Below are 19,692 nucleotides of genomic sequence, written 5' to 3' on the forward strand. Positions count from 1 at the left end.
GGATGCGAAAGCACGACAAGGGCGTGACGGCCACCACGGCGGACGTCCTGGTGATCGGCGGCGGCGGATCTGGGCTGGCGGCAGCCATCGAGGCCGCTGAGCAGGGCGCCTCGGTGCTGGTGCTGGAGGCAGGCGAGGAGTTGCGGGGCAGCACGGGACGCAGCGTCGGATCCATCGCGGCCAGTTGCACCCCGGACCAGCGCCAGCAGGGAATCCAGGACTCTTTGGAGGAGCATCTGCGCGACTATCGGAAACTGTCCGGTGCACTTGCCGAACAGGAGGATCCGGAACTGGTGGAACTGCTGATCCACAATGTCACCGCCACGCTGGCCTGGCTTCGCGGTATGGGGATGGAGTTCTACGGGCCGGTGGGGGAATCACCGCACAGCGTGCCGCGCCTGCACAACATTCTGCCGGGTTCCCGTGCCTACATTCATCACCTGGCACGACGGGCTCGCTCGGTGGGGGTGCAGGTGCTGCTGGGCACCCCCGTCGAAGCCCTGCTGAGCGACCACGGGCGAATCGTCGGGGTCCGGGCCAGCGGTCGTGAGTACCGGGCGGAGCGCGCCGTGGTCATTGCCTCCGGTGACTTCTCGGCCAGCGAGCGGATGAAGACGGAACGGATCAGCCCGCGAGTCGCTGGCTTCCAGCCCGTGAATCCGTTGGCCAATGGCGACGGCCAGCGGATGGCGGAGGCGGTGGGTGCGACCGTGCTGAATGCGGACCTGTTCGACGTGCCCAGCATGCGACTCTCGCCGCCCGCCTCCGAAGGGCTCTATGGACTGGTGCAGAAGGTTCCCCCGGTTCGTACCTTCACCGGGGTGGTGCGCTGGTCGTTGGCCAACCTGCCCAACCGCTTGGTGCGGTCCCTGATGATGGGCTTCGTCACCACCTTCCTCTCACCCCGGGAGTCGATGTTCACCGACGGCGCGATCCTGGTGGACCGTGCGGGACGGCTGCGCAGCGAGACGGAGGAGAACATCAACCTGAGCGTGGCTGCCCTGGGGGGACAGGGTGGCTTCCTGATCGGCGATGCCACCCTGTACCAGCGCTACGACGCTGCTCCCAACCACGTCGCCACCGCTCCCGGCGTCGCGCATGCCTACATGAGCGACTTCCAGCGGGCGCGGCGCGATGTGTACACCGAGGCCCCGACACTTGACGGCCTTGCCACCAGCCTGGGGCTGCCGCCGCAGGCCGTTGCCCAGGCCGTGGAGGAGGGCAACGAACGAAAGCGGGCCCGTGGGGGGCCCGAGCTGGGGTGGGGGCCGTGGTTTGCCCTCGGCCCGCTCCATGCCTTCCTGATCCAGACCAATGGGGGGTTGGCAGTCAATCGTGACCTGGCCGTGCTCGATGCTTCCCATCAGGCCATCCCCGGGCTGTTCGCGGCCGGCAATGCCGGGCAGGGCGGGCTCGCCCTGTTCGGGCACGGACACCATCTTGGGTGGGCCTTCACCTCGGGTCGGCTCGCGGGCCGGTCCGCCGCCCACCAACCACGTCAGCACGAAGACCAATCGACCCAAGGAGAAGACCGATGAGCAAGACCTACCTGCTGCAGTACACCTACGGCGATGGCGACCGAATGGTGGTGCTGGAGGAACACAAGGCCTACATGCGTGAGCTGGTGGAGCGCCGAGTCAATGTGGTGGCCGGTGCCTACGGCCCCGACGAGACTCCCGGCGCCGTGTTCGTGATCCGGGCGGGAAGCCCCGACGAGGTGGCGGCGCTGAGCGATGCCGACCCCTTCCACAGCGGGGGTTTCGTTGCCGAGCGGTGGATCACCGAGTTCATCCCGATGTCCGGGGAACTGGTGGAGCAGGTCAAGGGCTGAACGCGGGGGCGACAGGCAGGGCCGTCTTGGTTAGCGTCGCAGGTGAAGACCGCGACGAGGGGAGTCACCGTGAATGTCGGACTGATTGGCTATGGCGAGGTGGGCCGGATCCTGGCCGAGGACCTGCGCGAGCGGGGTGTTGCGGTGGCTGCCCACGACCTCAAGCACGAGGACCCGACGCTGCGGGAGCATGCCGAGCGGCTGGGCGTGGTCTGGGCCGATTCACACGCCGTCGTGGCCGAGCAGGCCGACGTCGTGATCTGCGCCGTCACCGCCAGTCAGACCGGGGCCGCCGCCCGGGCCACCGCTCCCGGCCTGCGCCCCGGCACCTTCTACCTGGACTTCAACTCGGCTTCGCCGGGCATCAAGAAGGAGGCCTCCTCAGCGGTGGGCGAGGCCGGCGGCCGGTACGTGGAGGGCGCCGCGATGACCTCGGTGCCGCCCTACCGCAGCGCGGTTCCGCTGCTGCTGGGCGGCCCGGATGCGCGGGATCTTGAACCGGTGCTGCATGGGCTGGGCCTGTCCGGTGCTCGTTTCCACGACGAGCGGCTCGGCGTCGCGTCGGCCACCAAGCTCTGCCGGTCGGTGATGATCAAGGGGCTGGAGGCGATGGTGGTGGAAAGCTTCACCGCCGCCCGGGCGCACGGCGTCGAGGACGCGGTGCTGGCTTCGCTGGCCGAGACCTTCCCCGGGATCGACTGGGAGGCGCAGGGGGCCTACTTCTTCCAGCGCACCATCGAGCACGGGCGTCGCCGTTCGGAGGAGATGTTCGAGGCTGCGCTCGCGGTGCGCGAGGCCGGCCTGGAGCCGCTCTCGGCCACCGCGACGGCGCATCGCCAGGCGTGGATGGCTGATCTGGGTGATGAAGGCGTCTTCGGCCAGCGCGGCTCCGAGGGCTTCGCCCGCAGTCAGGACTGGCGCACCGAGGCCGACCGGATCATCCAGCGGCAGCGGACGTCATCGACGCTTCCCGAACCATCCTGAGCCGTCGGAAATCACGCGCTACCCCTTCTGATGAGGGAGAACTGATCCGTGCCCGGTACCCACAGGGGGTGCCGGGCACGGTGCGCCTCGTCAGGCGAATTCGCCCGGGGTTCAACCACGACGGTGGATCGACTTGAAGCTCAGGTAGGCGTGCAGGCCCTCGATGCCGTACTCGACGCCCAGGCCGGAATCGTGCCGGCCGCCGAAGGGCGCGTTGTGGTTGGACTGGAAGAAGTTGAGGCCCACTGATCCGGTGTCCATCCGCTCCGCCACCTCTTGCGCCTTCTGCTGGTCTGCGGAGAAGACCAAACCGCCCAGTCCGAAGCCCGTCGAGTTGGCAATCCGGATGGCCTCGTCCACGTTTTCGTAACGCAGGATGGTGATCACGGGGCCAAAGATCTCCTCGCGCGCCACCCGCATCCCGGGCGTGACGTCGGCCAGCACGGTCGGCTGGACGAAGAAGCCAGCGCCATCACGGGCCGCACCACCCGTCGTCACCCGGGCGCCTTCCTCACGGGCGGAGTCCAGGAAGCCCAGCACCACGTCGCGCTGGGAGCGGGTGGCCGACGGCCCCACCACGATGCCCGGCTCGAGGGGGTCGCCCTGAGCCCAGCCGGCCACGGTACTGGTCACCATCTCCACCACCTCGTCGTAGCGCTCGGCGGGCGCCAGGATCCGGCTGGAGATGTAACAGGTCTGGCCGCCATTGCGCATACAGGAGCGCAGCAGCACCGACGACATGTCCTCCAGGTTGGCGTCCGGCAGCACGATCGCCGAGGACTTGCCGCCCAGCTCCAGCGTGACCGGCCGCAGCAGTTCGCCGCAGGCGGCGGCAATCTTGCGGCCCACGCCGGTGGAGCCGGTGAAGGCCACCTTGGCGATGCCGGGGTGTCGCACGAGCGCGTCGCCCGTAGCCCCAGCGCCGGTGACCAGGTTGATCACCCCGGCGGGCACCCCGGCCGCCTCTGCCGCCTCGATGACGAAGCGGATCGACAGGGGAGTGGATTCGGCCGGCTTGATCACCATGGTGCAGCCCGCCAGCAGTGCTGGGGCCATCTTGATCACCATCAGGTTGATCGGGAAGTTCCACGGGGCGATCAGCGCGCACGGCCCCACCGGGTCCCGTCGCACCACCGTCTCACCCGAGCCATTGGGGAAGGGGCGCACATCCTCGCGCTCCAGGTATTCGGCGTAGCCGGCGAAGTGACGCAGGATGCTGGCGGCATTGGCCGCGGCGCCATTGGTCTCGGCAAGCGGGCTGCCGTTCTCCCGGGTATTGGTCCACGCCATCAGCTCGGCGCGCTGCTGCACCTCGTCGGCCATCCGACGGATGATCTCGGCCCGTTCCGACGGCGCCATCCGAGGCCACGGACCCTCCTGGAAGGCCCGCACCGCCGCACTGACTGCCAGGTCCACGTCCTCGCGGTCGGCCTCGGGCACCGAGGCCCAGATCTCCTCGGTGGTGGGATCCACCACGTCGATCCGCTCGGTGCCCTGCGCGCTCACCCAGTCGCCCTCGATGTACAGGTCGTCGACGTGGGCGTACGGCAGGTGCAGCGCCGCCCGCAGTTCCTTGGACGAGCTGGTCATCGCAGCACCGCCGTCTTCAGCATGGCGGTGGCGCGCTCCAGCTCGGCGGTGGCCATTTCAATGGCCGGCTGGGTCTTCAACTCCGGAATGATCTCGCGCACCAGTCGGTCGGCGTATGGCGCGGGTGCCATGTCGAACCAGCCGCTGGCCAGGGCAATGCCCGTCGTGGTGAAACGCCACAGGCGGTCGGCATCACGCACCAGGGCATCCTCCAGGCTGAGGGCGTCGGGCCGGGTGTCATGCCCGTCGATGATCTTGTTCACTTCGGCGATGAAGTCCGCCGAGTACCCCAGATCAGGCAGCACCTCCTCGGCGATCAGGCAGCTCTGACGCTCGTGCTCGAAGCGGATGTCGGCCTTGCGCCAGTCGCCGCGGAAGCCCTCGGAGATGATCCGGGTCTCGTCCACCCGACCCCAACCGGTGTCGTGCAGCAGCAGAGCCACCCGCACCACCAGCGCGTCGGCCTCGGGAAAGCAGTCGCACAGCCGCTCGGCGTAGGCCAGCGAGATGGGCAGGTGGATGTCATTGGCCCGCGATCGGGTCTCGGGCACCACTCGCTCCCAGATCGGATCCAGATCGGTGCCGCGCGGCGGGGTGGTGATGATCGGCGACGTGTCGGGGGCCACCGGGCTGGTGACCGGCAGCGGGGGCAAGGACTGGGTGGGCATGGTTCTCCCTAGGGATGGCGTGCCTGAAACGACGTCAGGACGGAAGGACGGTGATGGTCTTGAGCGGAACGGACGGGTCGCCCGCCTGGTCGTAGGGCACATTGCCCCGCTTGAGCAGGGCATTCTTGGCGGCCATGAAGTCGACGGGGGAGTTGACACAGTCAGCCGCGATCAGCTGCTCACCGCGGTAGTAGAGCACCGTGAACCGGCCCCTCGCCTCGTCGTGGCGCACCAGGGTGCGGTCGGCTCCGGTGGAGAGTCCGGCGATCTGCAGTTTCAGCTCGCCCTGGTTGGACCAGAACCACGGGATGCTGACGTATTCCTCGCTGCGGCCGGTGATCGAGTAGGCGGCAACCTTGGCCTGCTCGACGGCATTGTTGACGCTCTCGAAGCGCACCCGGTCACCCTCTGGCGCGCCGGGCACCGGGTTGGGAAGGTTGGCCACGTCACCCACCGCGACGGTGACGCCGTCGGAGGCCACTGAGTAGGCGTCCACCCGAACGCCGTTGTCACAGTCCAGACCGATCGACTCGGCCAGTTCTGTGTTGGGCAGAACGCCGACGCCCACCAGCACCAGGTCGGCCGGGATGACGCTGCCGTCGATCAGCTTCACACCACCGACGTGGTCGCCACGGGCGGTCAGCTCGCTGACCTGGGCATTCAGCCGGATGTCGATGCCCTGGTCGCGGTGATGCTCCAGCAGGTACTGCGATGTCTCTTCGCCCACCGCGCGGCCCACCAACCGCGGGCCAGCCTCCAGCAGGGTCACCTTGCGACCCATCGAGTGCAGGCTGGCGGCGGCTTCGATGCCGATGAAACCGCCACCGATCACCACCACGTCCTGCACATTGGGCACCCGGGCCTTCAGCTCCAGTGCATCGTCCGCATTGCGGAGGTAGAGCACACCCGGCAGGTCGATGCCGGGAAGCAGCAGCTTGCGGGCCCGGGCACCGACGGCCAACGCCAGACGGCTGAACGGGAACTCGGCACCAGACAGGGAGTAGGCGACACCGGAACCGTCGTCCGCCTTCTCGATCCGCAGGATGCGCTCGTTCTTCACCACGGTGATCCGGTTCTCGTCCCAGTAGCTCTCGGCGCGGTAGATCAGGGATTCCTTGGTGATCTTGCCCTGCAGGTATTCCTTGGACAGGGCGGGGCGCTGGTAGGGACGATGGTTCTCATCACCCAGCATGGTGATTGGTTCCTCGTAGCCGAGCGCCCGCAGGGAACAGGCCAACTGCACGCCCGCCTGCGAGGAACCGATGATCAGCAATCCGTCGTTGGTCATTTCACACCTGCGTCGCCGGGGTGGTGACGTGCAGGTCCATGCCCTCGCACACCTTCAGCTGGCAGGACAGCCGCGAGTTGTCCTCGCGGTCCTCGGCGGTGCCATAAAGCATCTCGTCCTCCATCTCTTCCATCTCGGGCAGGCTGGGCAGGTCCGCCTCGTCGACATAGACATGGCAGGTGGCGCAGGAGAGCGAGCCGCCGCATTCGGCGACGATGCCGGGCACGCCATTGCGGACGGCGGTCTCCATCACGGAATCGCCAACATTGGCCTCGATGGTGCGGGTCTCGCCGGCGGCGTCGGTGTAGCTGACGGTGGGCATGGTGTACTCCTTCATTGCTGGTCGTTGGCGACGGCTGTTGGCCGGGCCGGTGCGGATCAGAGGAACTGACGACCTCCGTCGACGATCACAGTCTGCCCCGTGACGAAGTCCGAATCAGGACCTGCGAGGAAGAGCGCGGCGCCGACGATGTCGGAGGGTTGGATGGGCCGTTTCAGGGAGCCGCGATCAACCCCATAGGTGGCCGCATCCTCCATCAGCCCCAGGCTGGCCTCGGTGAGGGTGAAGCCCGGCGCGATGGTGTTCACGCCGATGCCCCGCGCCCCCAATTCCTTGGCCATGACGCGGCTGAGCGCAATCACCCCACCCTTGGACGCCACATAGTGCGCCCACTGGGCGGAACCGCTGAAGACGGTGGCCGAGGCCAGGTTCACGATCCGGGAACCCTCGCGCAGGTAGGGGCTGGCGCCCCGCACCACCAGCCACGGGCCCTTCAGGTTGACCGCCATCACCCGGTCCCACTCGGCGGGATCCAGGTCTTCCAGCGGCGCGCGAGTGATGCCCGCGTACAGCGCCGCATTGTTGATGATCGCGTCAATGTGGCCCTGCCCGAAGGCGGCGATCTGTGTCATCGTCGCCTCGATCGAGGCCGGGCCGGTGACGTCCATCCGGCCGTGCCACGCCTCGACGCCTTCAGCCTCAACCAGCCGGGCGGTCTCGGCGACGCCCGCCTCGTCCACGTCCACGACGGCTACCCGGTGGCCGCCCCGCCGGGCGAACCCGAGCGCGAATTCGCGCCCGAGCCCGCCCGCGGCGCCCGTCACGACGACGGTGCGCAGTTCCTGCTGGTTTGCCCCGGTCATGAGAGCACCTCCACCCGGCCGGTGTTGCCGTCAACCCGCACCTTGTCGCCGGTCTTGATCACGGCGGTGCCGGTGCCGGTGCCGGTGACGGCCGGCAGACCGTACTCCCGGCAGACGATGGCGGCGTGGCTCATCATGCCGCCGATGTCGGTGACGGTGGCGCGGATCTTGCCGAAGATCGGGCCCCAGGACGGTGCCGTGATGGTGGCAATCAGGATGTCACCGGGCTGCACCTGGTCAAGATCATCCGAGTCGTGCACCACGCGGGCGATTCCCTCGACACAGCCGGGGGAGGCGGCCATGCCGGTGACCACACCCTCCTCGTGGTTCTCGTCGTCATTGCCCAGCCACTGCTCCACCTGCTCGGTGGTGATGCCGTAGAGCATCATGGTGAACGGCTCGGTGATCTGGGCCGGCGGCGTGTTCAGCGCCGGTTGCGGACGAGCGGTCTTGAGCGCGTCAATGATCTTGCGGCGACGCTCGATCTCGGCCGGCCAGTAGTGCGGGCCGGTGGCGACGGCACCCACGCCCCAGGCGGTGGTCAGGTCATAGAGCGCGTCGCGCACCTCATTGCGGTTGAGATACAGGATGTCGGCCGGATCTGACCAGAACTCGGCCCGGACGAAGACCCGCGACAGCTCGCGCACCTTGCGCCAGAAGACGCCCATCGTCCAGTGCTCGATGTAGAAGTTGTGGTTCTCGACGTAGGGGTAGGCGGTGGCCGCCAGACCACGCTTCTGGTCGAAGGTGGCCAGGGTGTCGCCGTTGAGCGTGGACCGGTAGCCGTCCACCACCTGGTCGCGTTCGGCCAGCAGGTGCTCCATCGGGCGGGCAATGTCCTGCCCGTCGCGCAGCCGCCGGATGTAGTCGGCAATGTAGCCCAGCGGGATCTCCTGGTGCTCCAGCCAGTACTTGTCGTGGCCGTAGAAGCCATTGCCAACGGTGAAGTTGAACCAGGGGTCCTTGGCCTGCTCCCACCGGTCCAGCCAGCCCTGACCACCGTCGGCCGCGGCGATGGCAGCCAGCACCTTCTCCGGGAAGCGGGTATCCGCAAAGGCAGCATCCAGGTTCTTCTCGACGGCCAGAGCGGCCAGTTCCTTCAACTCATCGTCGGGCTTGAACAGCTCCATGTCCACGCCCTGGACCATCTTGGCGATGGCCTGGTCCGGGATGCCGGGGAAGGTTTCCTTGCAGAAGCCGAAGAAGTCCAGGTAGGCGATGTAACCCAGGTTCAGGAACTCGAAGTGGTACTGCCAGTTCCGATAGCAGAGCTGGATCAGTCGGTCGAAGTTGTCCAGCAGCACCTCGGTGCCATCGGTGGCGCGGCCAGAGACGTGGTCCTCCCAGCTGACGGCGTCGGGCAGGTTCTCGAAGGTCAGCGCCTCCATCTCCTGGATGGTGCCCTTCACCTTGACGTGCCACTTCTCCAGCAGCTCATTCCAGTTCTGGAAGTAGTGGCCGGCGCGACGCTCGAATTCCGGCAGGCGGCTGGCGATCTGATCTTCCGGGACTCCGATCGGGGACATGTACAGGTAGCCCAGGTGCATCTTGAATTCGATGCCATTGGCATTGGGGATCAGCAGGTGCCGGGCGTTGTACTGGCCCAGGCACTTCACCGCGAACTCGCCACCGATGGTTTCAAAGGGCTTGAAGACCGTCGGCCAGTGCGAGCTGTCACAGAACCAGAACTTGTCGTCGTCGGCGCCGCTCAGGTTCGAGAAGCGCAGGTGGTAGGGGTACAGCTCCTCCCAGCCCTCGGCACCGGCCGGGACGGGGATCTCCGAGGGCTTGGGGAAGCTCTTCAGCCTGCCGTCATGACCCTTCAATGAGCGGACCGACGAGCCGGTGCGCGCCGCCCCGTCCACACCCTGCTCATCCTCCACATTGGCGTGGACGGTTTCCGGGCGGGCCTGCAGCAGCAACAGGTTCTCCCCGTCGGGCAGGTCCGCGTCCAGCGCCCACTCGATGTCCTGCGGGCACTCGTAGTGCTTCTCCGCCGCAATCGCCATTTCGGTGATCGCCAGGATCTGCTCGGGCGTCAGGCTGCACACCTCGCGCCGCTCGGGAGAGACGTCCAGGTGCACCAGCCGGCCCAGCGTGGGATCGCTGACCAGCTCGGCGTGCTTGTCCCCGATGTGGGTGGAGACGATGGTGCGCATCACCTTGTCCACCAAGATGTTGTCCGGCGTGACCTCGCCCGAGACCACCATCTCACCAACGCCGTAGGAGGAGTCGATGGCCACCTTGGAACGGTCGCCATTGGTCGGATTCAGGGTCATGGCGACGCCGGAGACCTTGGAGTTGACCATCTTCATCACGGCTACGGCCATGCTCAGGCCCTCATGTGGAATGTTGTTCTTCTCGCGGTAGATCAGCGAGCGGGCGGTGTAGAGCGAGGCCCAGCAGCGACGGATGTGGCTGAGGGTGCTCGCCTCACCGTTGACCCACAGGTAGGTGTCCTGCTGGCCGGCGAAGCTCGCGCCCGGCAGGTCCTCTGCTGTGGCCGAGGAGCGCACGGCTACGGGGACCGGGGCGTCGAAACGGGACTGCAGTTCGCGGTAGGCTTGGACATGTTCCTGACGGATCTCCTCGGGCACCGGCAGGTACATGATCCGGTCACGAATGGCAGCTGAGACGACGTCCACCTGGCCGAGGTTCTCGATGTTCAGCCGCTCGAGGCGGGCGAGGATCTCGTCCTCGATCCCCGACTGGCGTAGGAATTCGTCGAAGGCGTCGGTGGTCACGGCGAAGCCGGGCGGGACGGGCATGCCGGCCTCGGTCATCGATACCAGGGAGGCGCACTTGCCGCCGAGGCGTTCGATGGTGGCCGGGGCGCCCTCGTCGAAGAACTGGTAGAAGCGGTGTTGGGACATGAATCAGGCCTCCCAAGTGACGGGGACGGAAGTGGGGACGCGGAACGAGATGTTCTCGCGGAAGTTGATCTGCTCGGGCGCGACGATGCGCAGCGACGGCACCAGACGCACCGCCTCCTCGAGGGCGATCTTGGCCTGCAACTTGGCGAGCATGTTTCCCAGACAGAAGTGGATACCGAAGCCGAAGGCGAGGTGCTCGCGGGCATTGGGTCGGGCAATGTCGAAGCTCTCCGCGTCCTCGAAGCGATCCTCGTCGCGGTTCGCGGAGCCCATCACCAGCAGCAGCTCGGCACCCTTGGGGATCTCCACGCCGCCGACGGTGGTGTCCTTCAGGGCCTTGCGCCGCCAAGCGGTGATCGAGGGGCTGAAGCGCAACACCTCGTCTATGGCGGCGGGGATCTTCTGGGGATCGTCGACCAGCGCCTGCCACTGCTCGGGGTGGGCCAGCAGCACCCGGAAGGCGTTGGAGATCAGCGTCGTGGTGGTCTCGTGGCCGGCGAAGAGCAGGCTGTAGCACAGCGACGCGATCTCGTGGTCGGTGATCTCCTCCCCGCTCTCCTGCGCCTTGACCAAGTCACCCACCAGCGAGTCCGGATGGTTCTCATGCGCCTCGCGCACCAGCCGCAGACAGTCCTGCCAGTAATCCACCAGCTCGTGGGCGTAGGGGATCTGCTCCTCGTCGGACAGGTCCCCCCATGTCATCGCGGCGCGTGCATCCGACCAGCGCTTGTACTGGTCCACCTCATTGGTGTCGGCGCCCAGCAGGGTGAGGATGGTGATGGTCGGCACGTCGTAGGCCAGGTCCTGGAAGATGTCGCCGGACCGCTCCGGCTTGGCGAGCATCTGGGACAGCTGGTCGTCGACATTCTGGCGGATGGCTGGCTCCAGCACCTTGTAGCGACGCGGGGTGAAGGCCTTCTGCGCAATTTTGCGGATCCTGGTGTGCTCCGGTGGCACGCGCGCCGACAGACCGGAGTAGGCGGTGAAGCCGCCGTCGGCCATGATCTGCTTGGCCTGTGGGCCACGCTGGCGCACCGGCGCCTGCGCATTCTCGCTGCTGAAGCTCTCCCAGTCGTCGAAGACCGCCTTGATGTCGTCGTAGCGGGTCACGACCCAATAGCCGACCCGCTCGTCGAACATGACAGGTTCTTCCTTGCGGAGTTCCGCGTAGGAGGGAAAGGGATCCTTCTGGTCGAAAGGCTTGAAACCGTGGTGCATCGGGCAGCCGGAGACGGTAGGCGTGGAATCCGTCGAGTTGCTCATGAACGCTCCTTTGCGTGAGGTGTGTCAAGAGTCACCGGTGGAGGGCGGACGCGACAATGCCGAACTTCCGTTCAACGGAAGTCCTGGTACTTGACCCAGCGGCGCGCCGTCAGAGTTCGGTGAGATTCCCGAGTTGTTCGGCCACCCCGCGCAGGGCAGGAAGATGCGTCCGCATGGAGCTCGCCTGGGTGACGTTCATCACCAGCCCGACGGCCGCCGGCATCAGCCCGTGGCGCGGAGTGACAGGCACGGCGATCGAGCAGGAGCCCAGCCGCACCTCCTCCTGCGTCGTGGCGAAGCCGCGCTCCTTGGCCTTCGCCAGTTCAACTCGCAGTTGCTCCGCATCGGTGCGGGAGTGCCTGGTTCGGCCCTCCAGCTCCAGACCCAGGTAGTGCTCGATGAATGTTGGGCTCTCGTAAGCCAGCAAGACCTTCCCGACGGCGGTCAGGTGCAGCGGCAGCCGTCCGCCGACGCGGGAGGCGCGTGGCACCCGCTTGGAGCTGTACACGCGCTCCAAATACAACGCATCGTCGCCTGCCCGGACGGCCATCTGGGCGGTCTCCTGAGTGAGAGCGAAGAGATCCTGCAAATGCAGTCGCGCGGCGCCCCGGGCCCGACGCAGGCTGTTTTCGCCGATGGTCCACAGCAGCAGGCTGACGGAGTAGTTGCCGTTGGGCAGGCGCAGCAGCGCGCCGCCAGTGACCAGTTCGCCCACCAACCGGTGTGCTGTCGGCAACGGCAGGTCGCAGGCTTGGGCGATCTCCGTCAGGGACAGGCTGGGGCGAGCTGTCTCGAAGGCACCGAGGATGTCCAGCACCTTGCTGGCCACCGATCGCGGTGGATGAGCCTCGGGGGCCGGGGTGTCAACGCTCACCGGGGTCCCGTCGGAGCTCCTGCTCGGCCTCCAGCTCGACGAGCTGTGGGCTCGCGTCGATCCCCGCGATGGCGGCGAAGGCCTGCGCCATGGTGCGGGCGGTGTCGGTAAACAGGTGGTCGTGCACGCGGCTGCGGATCAGCTGGGTGGCCTGGCGGCGGTCCAGTCCGAACCAGTCCATCACCGTGTCGACACCGTGCGGGGTGATCCGCCACAGCTTGTCCGCATCCTTCACCAGCGAGTCGTTCAGGGAGAGCGCTTCCTTGCGAGTGTCGTGTCCGTCGATGATCTCCGCGATCTCGTCGATGACGCTGGGGTTGTGCCCCATCTGGTGCAGGATCTCGCGCGCCAGCCGGGCGCCTTCTCGCTCGTGCAGCAACACCAGATCCGGTCGATTAGTCCCCGGGGCGATGCCCAGCAGGATCTCATCGCGCGGCACTTGGGACCAGCCGACGTCGTGCAAGAGGATCGCGGGCAGCACCACCTCCGGATCCGCGTCGGGATGACACGCGACCAGCGCCCGCGCCAGGCCGTAGGCGTACAGGGTGTGGCTGTCGTTGTTCCGCACCGTGAGGTAACCCTTGGCCAGTGCCCAGATCCGGGCGTGCGGCTCGGTCAGTTCGATCGGCGTCAGTTCCGGTCCGTCGGGCAGGTTCTGGACGATGTCGCTGCCCAGGGCATTGCCGGTGGCGGCTCTCTTTACGGTCATGGCTTCATCTAACGGCCCCGTCGGGTTGCGGGCAACCGGGATGCTCCCGGTGCGGACCGTGGGGACGGAGTCGGCAAGGTCGGACATCGGGGTTACGTCGGCAGGGAGGACACCACGGTCCCCGAGCCTGGCAAGGGGTGGGTGTCCGCCCTGGCGCCCATTCTCCGCGGGGTCAGCCGATCACCGCGGGATTGCGCTCGCCATCCTCCAGATAGACGCAGGAACGGGCCTGCAGCCCGACGGCCACCCGACGGGAGATGGCGGGCCGCAACAGTTCCAGCGCCTCTGCGGGCGGCACGAAACGGTACTCGGAAATCTCGTCGGCCTGCACCCGGATGCCGGCGACGTCGGCCGCGGCCACGGTGCCGCAGTGGAAGAGGAAACGCAGCCCCAGCTGTCGGCCCTCGTGTGGCCGGGTGTCTACCACCACCAGCCGCCCACGGCGAACCCTGAGCCCGGTCTCCTCGAAGACCTCACGCTGGCAGGCCTGCCAGGGCGATTCCCCGTCGGACTCCATCTGGCCACCGGGAATGCTCCATCCCGACTTGTAGGTGGGCTTGACGATCAGCAGTTTGCCCTGCCCGTTGAGCAGGATTGCCCCGCATGAGATGGGTACCGCGGGCGGTGTGGGCGGTGCCGAGGGATGAGTGTGGGCCACGCATCCAAGGATGCTCCTTCGCCGGCTGCGACGCACATCCGAAAGCCGGGCGTCGCCCAACTTGGCAGCCTGGTGGACACAGAAGTTGCTACGACACGTTCAAACCGATGAAAAGTTGTCAATTTGTGCGCGCCTCTGGGCAACCCATGCCCCATGGCCCCGGAAACAGCGAGGGCCCCCGCCAGATGCGGGAGCCCTCGTCGGAGAAAGTAGGAGGAGAAAGTAACAAAGGTCAGTCGGCCAGGCCGTAGAGCCGGTCGCCCGCGTCACCCAGGCCCGGGACGATGTAACCGTGTTCGTTCAGCTTCTCGTCGACGCCGGCGATCACCAGGGTGCAGGGCACCTCCAGGTGTTCCACCAGCTTGCGGAAGTTCTCGATGCCTTCCGGAGCGGCCAGGATGCAGATGCAGGTGATGTGGTCGGCGCCCCGGTTCACCAGGAATTCCACGCAGCCGCCCAGCGAACCGCCGGTGGCCAGCATCGGATCCAGGACGTAGCACTGGCGGGCGGAGAGGTCCTGCGGGAGCCGTTCCGCATAGGTCATCGGCTCGAAGGTCTCCTCATTGCGCACCATGCCGACGAAGCCCACCTCGGCGGTCGGCATCATTCGCATCATGCCCTCGAGCATGCCCAGGCCGGCGCGCAGGATCGGCACCACCAGCGGCTTGGGGCTGCTCAGCGCCAGACCTTGGGTGGTGGCCACGGGCGTCTCGACGTCGACGGGGGTGACCCGCACCTCACGCGTCGCCTCATAGCTGAGCAGGGTCACCAGTTCCTCCACCAGATGTCGGAAGGTTGGTGAGTCGGTCTTCTTGTCCCGCAGCAGGGTGAGCTTGTGGGTCACCAGGGGATGGTCGAGTACGCGCAGTTCCACGCCCCAACTGTCCCACACCGGCGACGATCCGTGCAGTGCGGGGTCGGGCCGTCGATGCCCGGTTGAGGCTGGGCTGCAAAGCTCCCCGAATTGGGGTTGACTGGTCTGCGAGGATGGAAGCGCAGCTAATCGGCCAAGGAGGAATCGTGACCCCGTTCGACGATGAGGTGGACCCCTTCGAGGCTGGCGAGAAGACGCCGTCTCCCTATCTGGACGAGGATGTCGACGACTTCGACGAGTCGGACACCGTCGAGGATGACGACGATGACGACGATCTCGACGATGACGACGACGATGAGGAAGACGACGACGAGGACGATGACGACGACCTCGACGACGATGATCTGGATGACGCCACCGAGGACGAGATCGACCTGGTGGTGGCCCTCTACCGGGAGGATTCCCAGCCCGTCGCCGTCCCGATGGCCAGTGATCTGGCCAATGACCTCGACGAGTTCATGACCCAGCTGCGCCGTATCCCCGGTGACGGGGGAGCGGTGGGCATGGTCTCCATCGCGGGTGAGTTCTTCGTCCTCTGCCGGGTGCGCGGTCGCACAGTCCAGGTGCTGCTGAGCGACGCCGTGGCCGCGAACGACTGGCCGATCGCCCGCGACGTCGCCGACTACCTGGGTGAGGACATCCCCGATCCCGACGACGAATCCGAGGCGATGGGAGATCTGGGGATCCTGGCCGACCAGGGCGTCAGCGAGTTCGACATGGAGGCGATCGCGGAGAACCTGGACGAGGACTCCGACGAGTTGCTGCGCGGCATCGCCAAGCGGATGAAGTTCCTGCCCCAGTTCGAGCGGGCGATCACGGGCCAGCGCTGAGAGTGGCGAGCCGTTGGGACGCGGCGATGGACGCCGCGCTCGATCAGGCCCGGCTGGCCGCCACCCACAATGACGTGCCGATCGGCGCAGTCGTGCTCGGCCCCGACGGCCAGATGCTGGCCCGGGCCGGCAACGAGCGGGAGCTGACCGGCGACCCGACCGGGCATGCGGAGGTGCTGGCCTTGCGCCGCGCCGCCGAACGGTTGGGGGAGTGGCGTCTGGAGGGCTGCACCCTGGTGGTCACCCTGGAACCCTGCACCATGTGCGCCGGCGCCATCGTGCTCTCCCGCATCCAGACGCTGGTCTTCGGGGCCTACGACGAGAAGGCCGGTGCCGTCGCCTCGCTCTTCGACGTGGTCCGTGACCCACGGCTCAACCACCGCCCCGACGTCCGGGGCGGGATCCGTGCCGACGAGTGTGGCGCCCTCCTGCGCGACTTCTTCGGTCGCGGCTGAGGGCCGAGACAAGCGCAACCGCGATGGTCGAGCCTGCCGAGGCCCCTCGATTGGCGAACACCCGGTGAACTGTGGCAAACTTTTCCGCGGTGACGTGTCTGAGCGGCCGAAAGAGCTCGCCTCGAAAGCGAGTGTGGTGAAAGCCACCGAGGGTTCAAATCCCTCCGTCACCGCAGATGAGAAGGCCCGGAATCCCTCAGGATTCCGGGCCTTCTGCGTTGTCCAATCAGTACCCGGGGGCGCTCAGCCGGTGATCGTCCCCTCCACCGGCGCCCGCATTGCGCGCAGGCTGGCCCGCACGCGTCGGTAGACCAGCGGCAGGTAGATCCCCAGGAAGCTGAAGCCGCCCACGGCCAGGCCGATCATCGAGTCGATCCGCAGGTTGCCGGTCAGCGTCAGGGTGTCGATCCAGCGGGACAGGGCCAGGCTGACCACGGCGGCCGGGATCGACGCCAGGGTGGCGGGCAGCAGGCTGGCGAAGATGTCGCGGACGCTGCCGCCGGTCTTGTGCACCGACCAGAGGAAGATCGGCAGCGCGACGACGACGACGGTGAAGATCTGGGCCAGGGCGGCGCCCTCGGTGCCCCAGGTGCGGGCCGCGAACCACGTCGAGCCGAAGAGCACGACCACCCAGGCGATGCTGGCCTGCAGCACGGCGCGGGAGTTGCCGCGGGCGTAGAGATAGCCGGTGAAGGTGTCGAACATCACCCGCACCGCACCGTAGATGCCCAGGATGGCCAGCAGCGGGACGGACCTGGCGAAGTCCGGGGTGTAGAAGAAGAAGATCACGTCATTGGCGAACAGCGCCAGCATCAGCCCGACGGGGAAGGCGATCAGCCAGGTCAGCTGCGATCCCAGCGTCAGCACCGGTTCCCGAGAGGACGGCTTGGTGTGCGCGAAGGCGGGGAGCGCCACGGAGCGGACCACCAGCCCGAAGACCGAAACAGGCCAGTTGGAGACATTCGAGGCCATCGTGTAGTGCCCCAGCCTCAGCGGGCCGAGCAGCGGGGCAACCACCAGCTTGTCCACATTGCTCAGCATCACCTGCAGCAGGTTGGAGCCGGCGACGGGCAGTCCGAAAGCCAGGGCGGAGCGCAGCACGGTGCGGTCCCAGCCGAGCCGGATCCGTCGCTTGGCGAAGAGGTAGAACAGGGTGACCTCCAGCGCCATCCCGCAGACGGCGCCGATCGGCAGCGCCAACACACCGATCCCGGTTCCGAGCAGCAGGCCCAGGATGATGGTGTTGCTGACCACGAAGTTGGCGATCAGGGCAAAGGACAGCCGACGTTGGTCCAACCGTCGGGTGAGCACGGCCTGCGGAACGATCGCCAGGCCGCCGATGAAGACCATCAGGGAATAGACCTGGAGCAGTCGGGTGGCGTCGACGGTGCCCAGGGCCCGCGCGATCAGGCCGCCGCCGACCAGCAGGACGGCCGCGCCGATGCTGCACAGGATCATCCCGAGGGTGGCGACGGTGGGCGCCTTGCGCTCCATCTCCTCCTCGCTGCCCCGCACCAGATCGGTGCCTAGCCCCATGTCGATGAAGGTGAGCAGCATCTGCCCGACGGTCATGGCGACGGCGAAGACGCCGATCCCCTGCGAGCCGACCAGGTTGGCCACCACGATGCCGATCACCAAGGAGCCGGCGCGGGTGATGATGTTGCCCAACATGCTCCACTTGGCACCCTGCGCCACCTTGGCCCCGAGGTTCTCGCCGGCGGACGGGGATGGTGCAGGCTGCGCGACGCCGTGACCGTCGGCGGCCCGTCGTGGCACGCAGGCCACCGGGCTCAGCCGCGACTCATCCGGTGCCACCGGGTCTGCTGCGTCTGGCTCCAGCAATGCACGTCGTGCCCCCAGCCCCCCGGCCGGGTTTGCGGCGTCCCTCATCTTCTTCCTCTCCCCCGAGAATGGTGACTGTCAATGGTCAGCGGAACCGGCAGGGCCGTCGGGGGGACACGACCCAAACCCAAGGGTCGTGTGCAGCCCCGTCAGCCGTGACGCCCTGGCCCTGCCGTCATCAGACAGGCAACGCCTCCAGTATGGGGGACGAATGGGCCGGGAAAGAAGTTGATGATGAATTTGGGGCCAATGACCAGTGAATGTCCAGCCCGCCGCTGGGCTTGTCGGCTCTGGAAGAATGGCCCCATGCCGCCGATCGACTTCGCCCTGCTGGTGGGTTCGGTCGTCTCCCTGGTGGCGGTCTTCGCGGCCCGGCTGGGCTCCCGGTTGGGTTTGCCCGCCCTGCTGCTCTTCCTCTTCCTGGGCATGGCGATGGGCAACAGCGGCCTGGGCTACGCCTTCAACGACGCCGATCTGGCGCACGGCCTGGGCTTCGCCGCGCTGGTCCTGATCCTGGTCGAGGGCGGCTTCACGACGAAGTGGGCCAATATCCGCCCTGCCATTGGCGCCGCCGGCCTGCTGGCCACCCTGGGCATTGGGGTGAGCATCGGGTTGATGACCTTATTCGGTCACTATGTGCTGCTGCTGCCGTGGGCGGTGGCCCTGCTGCTGGGCGCGGTCACCGCTCCCACCGATTCCGCGGCGGTCTTCGCGGTGCTGCGGGGGGTGCCGCTGCCCAGCCGGGTGCGGGCCGTGTTGGAGGCCGAATCCGGCCTGAACGATGCCCCGACGGTGCTCCTGGTGGGGGCGGCCTCCCAGCTGGCCCTGGGGCACGCGCCGCAGGGGGGAACCTGGGGGCTGGCCGCGCTGGTGGCGGGGGAACTGGCCGGCGGCGTGCTGTTGGGGATCGTGCTGGGCCTGGCGGGTGTCGCGGTGCTGCGTCGGATCGCCCTGCCCTCGTCGGGGCTCTACCCGCTGGCTGCGATGGCCTGGGCGGTGGCCACCTATGGCGCCGGCGTCGGGCTGCACGTCTCCGGCTTCGCCGCCGTCTATGTCTGCGCCGTGGTGCTGGGCAATGGCAAGCTGCCGCACCGGCACGCTACCCGATCCTTCGCGGAGGGGATCGGCTGGATCGCCCAGATCGGACTGTTCGTGATGCTGGGTCTCCTGGCCAATCCCGGGCGGATCAGCCAGCACGCCGTCTGGTCGGGCATCCTGGCCGGGCTCTTCCTCACCTTCGTCGCCCGCCCCGCGTCGGTCTTCAGTTCACTGAGCTGGTTCCGGATCTCGCTGAAGGAACAACTGTTCATCTCCTGGGCCGGGTTGCGCGGCGCGGTACCGATCATCCTGGCGACGGTGCCGATGTCGGCCCGGGTGCCCAATGCGGACCTGCTCTTCGACATCGTGCTGGTCTTCGTGATCGTCTTCACCAGCTTGCAGGGCCCGACGCTGCCGTGGGTGGGCCGCAAGCTGGGGCTGGCCGATCCCAATGCCGCCCGCGATGTGGACATCGAGGCCGCGCCGTTGGACAAGATCGCCGCGGATCTGTTGCAGATCAGGATTCCCGACGGATCGCTGCTCTCCGGCGTGCAGGTGCGGGAGCTGCGGATGCCGCGCAATGCGGTGGTCTCGCTGATCATCCGCGGGGAGCGCTCCTTTGCGCCACACGGTGACACCCGGCTCTACATCGGCGATGAATTGTTGATCGTCACCCCCGAACACCATCGGGCCGAGGTGGAGCGACGGATGACCGAGATCGGTCGGGGTGGCCGGCTGGCCCGCTGGAATGACGTCCGCGCCTGATCAGCGC

Annotated in this window: 18 protein-coding genes and 1 tRNA gene; 7 read left to right on the plus strand and 12 right to left on the minus strand. The window is 67.3% G+C overall.

The window, feature by feature from the left end; all coding sequences use genetic code 11:
• Window positions 1–2 precede the first annotated feature (2 nt).
• From AAEX57_RS01155 to AAEX57_RS01165, 3 genes are read left to right on the plus strand one after another with little or no spacing between them, the layout of a single operon-like run.
• Entirely contained in the window at window positions 3–1,538 is a 1,536-nt protein-coding gene (locus tag AAEX57_RS01155; RefSeq protein WP_342090400.1) for an FAD-dependent oxidoreductase, read from the plus strand.
• Entirely contained in the window at window positions 1,535–1,831 is a 297-nt protein-coding gene (locus tag AAEX57_RS01160) for a YciI family protein (RefSeq protein WP_342090401.1), read from the plus strand. The genes AAEX57_RS01155 and AAEX57_RS01160 overlap by 4 nt, the downstream gene beginning before the upstream one ends.
• Before the next feature lie 42 nt (window positions 1,832–1,873).
• Window positions 1,874–2,815, plus strand: a complete 942-nt coding sequence (locus tag AAEX57_RS01165) for an NAD(P)-dependent oxidoreductase (RefSeq protein ID WP_342090402.1) — start codon at window positions 1,874–1,876, stop codon at window positions 2,813–2,815.
• 111 nt (window positions 2,816–2,926) lie between these two features.
• Here AAEX57_RS01165 and AAEX57_RS01170 read toward each other — a convergent pair whose 3' ends face one another.
• The 11 genes from AAEX57_RS01170 to upp form a co-directional block, all read right to left on the minus strand.
• On the minus strand, window positions 2,927–4,405 hold the full coding sequence (locus AAEX57_RS01170; protein ID WP_342090403.1) for an aldehyde dehydrogenase family protein: 1,479 nt from the start codon (window positions 4,403–4,405) through the stop codon (window positions 2,927–2,929).
• Complete coding sequence (locus AAEX57_RS01175; RefSeq protein WP_342090404.1) at window positions 4,402–5,073, minus strand: HD domain-containing protein; 672 nt, start codon at window positions 5,071–5,073, stop codon at window positions 4,402–4,404. Before AAEX57_RS01175 ends, AAEX57_RS01170 begins: the two co-directional genes overlap by 4 nt.
• 34 nt (window positions 5,074–5,107) lie before the next feature.
• A complete protein-coding gene (locus AAEX57_RS01180) occupies window positions 5,108–6,361 on the minus strand; it encodes an NAD(P)/FAD-dependent oxidoreductase (protein ID WP_342090405.1) in 1,254 nt (417 codons plus the stop codon).
• A gap of 1 nt (window position 6,362) precedes the next feature.
• Window positions 6,363–6,683, minus strand: coding sequence for a 2Fe-2S iron-sulfur cluster-binding protein (locus AAEX57_RS01185; RefSeq protein WP_342090406.1), 321 nt, complete (start codon window positions 6,681–6,683; stop codon window positions 6,363–6,365).
• Between the two features lie 56 nt (window positions 6,684–6,739).
• Window positions 6,740–7,504, minus strand: coding sequence for an SDR family NAD(P)-dependent oxidoreductase (locus AAEX57_RS01190; protein ID WP_342090407.1), 765 nt, complete (start codon window positions 7,502–7,504; stop codon window positions 6,740–6,742).
• Window positions 7,501–10,377, minus strand: a complete 2,877-nt coding sequence (locus AAEX57_RS01195) for a PEP/pyruvate-binding domain-containing protein (protein ID WP_342090408.1) — start codon at window positions 10,375–10,377, stop codon at window positions 7,501–7,503. The genes AAEX57_RS01190 and AAEX57_RS01195 overlap by 4 nt, the downstream gene beginning before the upstream one ends.
• A 3-nt stretch (window positions 10,378–10,380) precedes the next feature.
• A complete protein-coding gene (locus tag AAEX57_RS01200) occupies window positions 10,381–11,640 on the minus strand; it encodes a cytochrome P450 (RefSeq protein WP_342090409.1) in 1,260 nt (419 codons plus the stop codon).
• Window positions 11,641–11,749: 109 nt separating this feature from the next.
• Entirely contained in the window at window positions 11,750–12,514 is a 765-nt protein-coding gene (locus AAEX57_RS01205; RefSeq protein ID WP_342090410.1) for an IclR family transcriptional regulator, read from the minus strand.
• Complete coding sequence (locus tag AAEX57_RS01210) at window positions 12,504–13,223, minus strand: HD domain-containing protein (RefSeq protein WP_342090411.1); 720 nt, start codon at window positions 13,221–13,223, stop codon at window positions 12,504–12,506. Before AAEX57_RS01210 ends, AAEX57_RS01205 begins: the two co-directional genes overlap by 11 nt.
• A 172-nt stretch (window positions 13,224–13,395) precedes the next feature.
• On the minus strand, window positions 13,396–13,881 hold the full coding sequence (locus AAEX57_RS01215) for an NUDIX hydrolase (protein WP_342090412.1): 486 nt from the start codon (window positions 13,879–13,881) through the stop codon (window positions 13,396–13,398).
• A 232-nt stretch (window positions 13,882–14,113) separates the two neighbouring features.
• Window positions 14,114–14,755 carry a uracil phosphoribosyltransferase gene (gene upp, locus AAEX57_RS01220; protein ID WP_342090413.1) on the minus strand — a complete coding sequence of 214 codons (642 nt, stop codon included), beginning with the start codon at window positions 14,753–14,755 and terminating at the stop codon, window positions 14,114–14,116.
• Between the two features lie 143 nt (window positions 14,756–14,898).
• Here upp and AAEX57_RS01225 point away from each other — a divergent pair, with 143 nt between their 5' ends.
• From AAEX57_RS01225 to AAEX57_RS01235, 3 genes are all read left to right on the plus strand, one after another.
• Window positions 14,899–15,585: a tRNA adenosine deaminase-associated protein gene (locus AAEX57_RS01225; RefSeq protein WP_446721045.1), complete on the plus strand. Its 687-nt coding sequence runs from the start codon at window positions 14,899–14,901 to the stop codon at window positions 15,583–15,585.
• Between the two features lie 26 nt (window positions 15,586–15,611).
• On the plus strand, window positions 15,612–16,040 hold the full coding sequence (locus AAEX57_RS01230; RefSeq protein ID WP_342090414.1) for a nucleoside deaminase: 429 nt from the start codon (window positions 15,612–15,614) through the stop codon (window positions 16,038–16,040).
• 88 nt (window positions 16,041–16,128) lie between these two features.
• Window positions 16,129–16,213: transfer RNA gene (locus tag AAEX57_RS01235), tRNA-Ser, on the plus strand.
• A 70-nt stretch (window positions 16,214–16,283) separates the two neighbouring features.
• Here the strand turns inward: AAEX57_RS01235 and AAEX57_RS01240 are convergent.
• A complete protein-coding gene (locus AAEX57_RS01240; protein WP_342090415.1) occupies window positions 16,284–17,855 on the minus strand; it encodes an oligosaccharide flippase family protein in 1,572 nt (523 codons plus the stop codon).
• Window positions 17,856–18,188: 333 nt separating this feature from the next.
• Here AAEX57_RS01240 and AAEX57_RS01245 point away from each other — a divergent pair, with 333 nt between their 5' ends.
• Window positions 18,189–19,685, plus strand: coding sequence for a potassium/proton antiporter (locus AAEX57_RS01245; RefSeq protein WP_342090416.1), 1,497 nt, complete (start codon window positions 18,189–18,191; stop codon window positions 19,683–19,685).
• Window positions 19,686–19,692 lie beyond the last annotated feature (7 nt).

The organism is Luteococcus sp. H91, assembly GCF_038433135.1.
Classification (GTDB): Bacteria; Actinomycetota; Actinomycetes; order Propionibacteriales; family Propionibacteriaceae; genus Luteococcus.

What these genes read in the sequence shown, in the direction of transcription:
- AAEX57_RS01155 (WP_342090400.1), top strand. Translation starts at nt 3, where the DNA reads ATGCGAAAGCACGACAAGGGCGTGACGGCCACCACGGCGGACGTCCTG.
- AAEX57_RS01160 (WP_342090401.1), top strand. Translation starts at nt 1,535, where the DNA reads ATGAGCAAGACCTACCTGCTGCAGTACACCTACGGCGATGGCGACCGA.
- AAEX57_RS01170 (WP_342090403.1), bottom strand. Translation starts at nt 4,405, where the DNA reads ATGACCAGCTCGTCCAAGGAACTGCGGGCGGCGCTGCACCTGCCGTAC.
- AAEX57_RS01175 (WP_342090404.1), bottom strand. Translation starts at nt 5,073, where the DNA reads ATGCCCACCCAGTCCTTGCCCCCGCTGCCGGTCACCAGCCCGGTGGCC.
- AAEX57_RS01180 (WP_342090405.1), bottom strand. Translation starts at nt 6,361, where the DNA reads ATGACCAACGACGGATTGCTGATCATCGGTTCCTCGCAGGCGGGCGTG.
- AAEX57_RS01185 (WP_342090406.1), bottom strand. Translation starts at nt 6,683, where the DNA reads ATGCCCACCGTCAGCTACACCGACGCCGCCGGCGAGACCCGCACCATC.
- AAEX57_RS01190 (WP_342090407.1), bottom strand. Translation starts at nt 7,504, where the DNA reads ATGACCGGGGCAAACCAGCAGGAACTGCGCACCGTCGTCGTGACGGGC.
- AAEX57_RS01195 (WP_342090408.1), bottom strand. Translation starts at nt 10,377, where the DNA reads ATGTCCCAACACCGCTTCTACCAGTTCTTCGACGAGGGCGCCCCGGCC.
- AAEX57_RS01200 (WP_342090409.1), bottom strand. Translation starts at nt 11,640, where the DNA reads ATGAGCAACTCGACGGATTCCACGCCTACCGTCTCCGGCTGCCCGATG.
- AAEX57_RS01210 (WP_342090411.1), bottom strand. Translation starts at nt 13,223, where the DNA reads ATGACCGTAAAGAGAGCCGCCACCGGCAATGCCCTGGGCAGCGACATC.
- AAEX57_RS01230 (WP_342090414.1), top strand. Translation starts at nt 15,612, where the DNA reads ATGGACGCCGCGCTCGATCAGGCCCGGCTGGCCGCCACCCACAATGAC.
- AAEX57_RS01245 (WP_342090416.1), top strand. Translation starts at nt 18,189, where the DNA reads ATGCCGCCGATCGACTTCGCCCTGCTGGTGGGTTCGGTCGTCTCCCTG.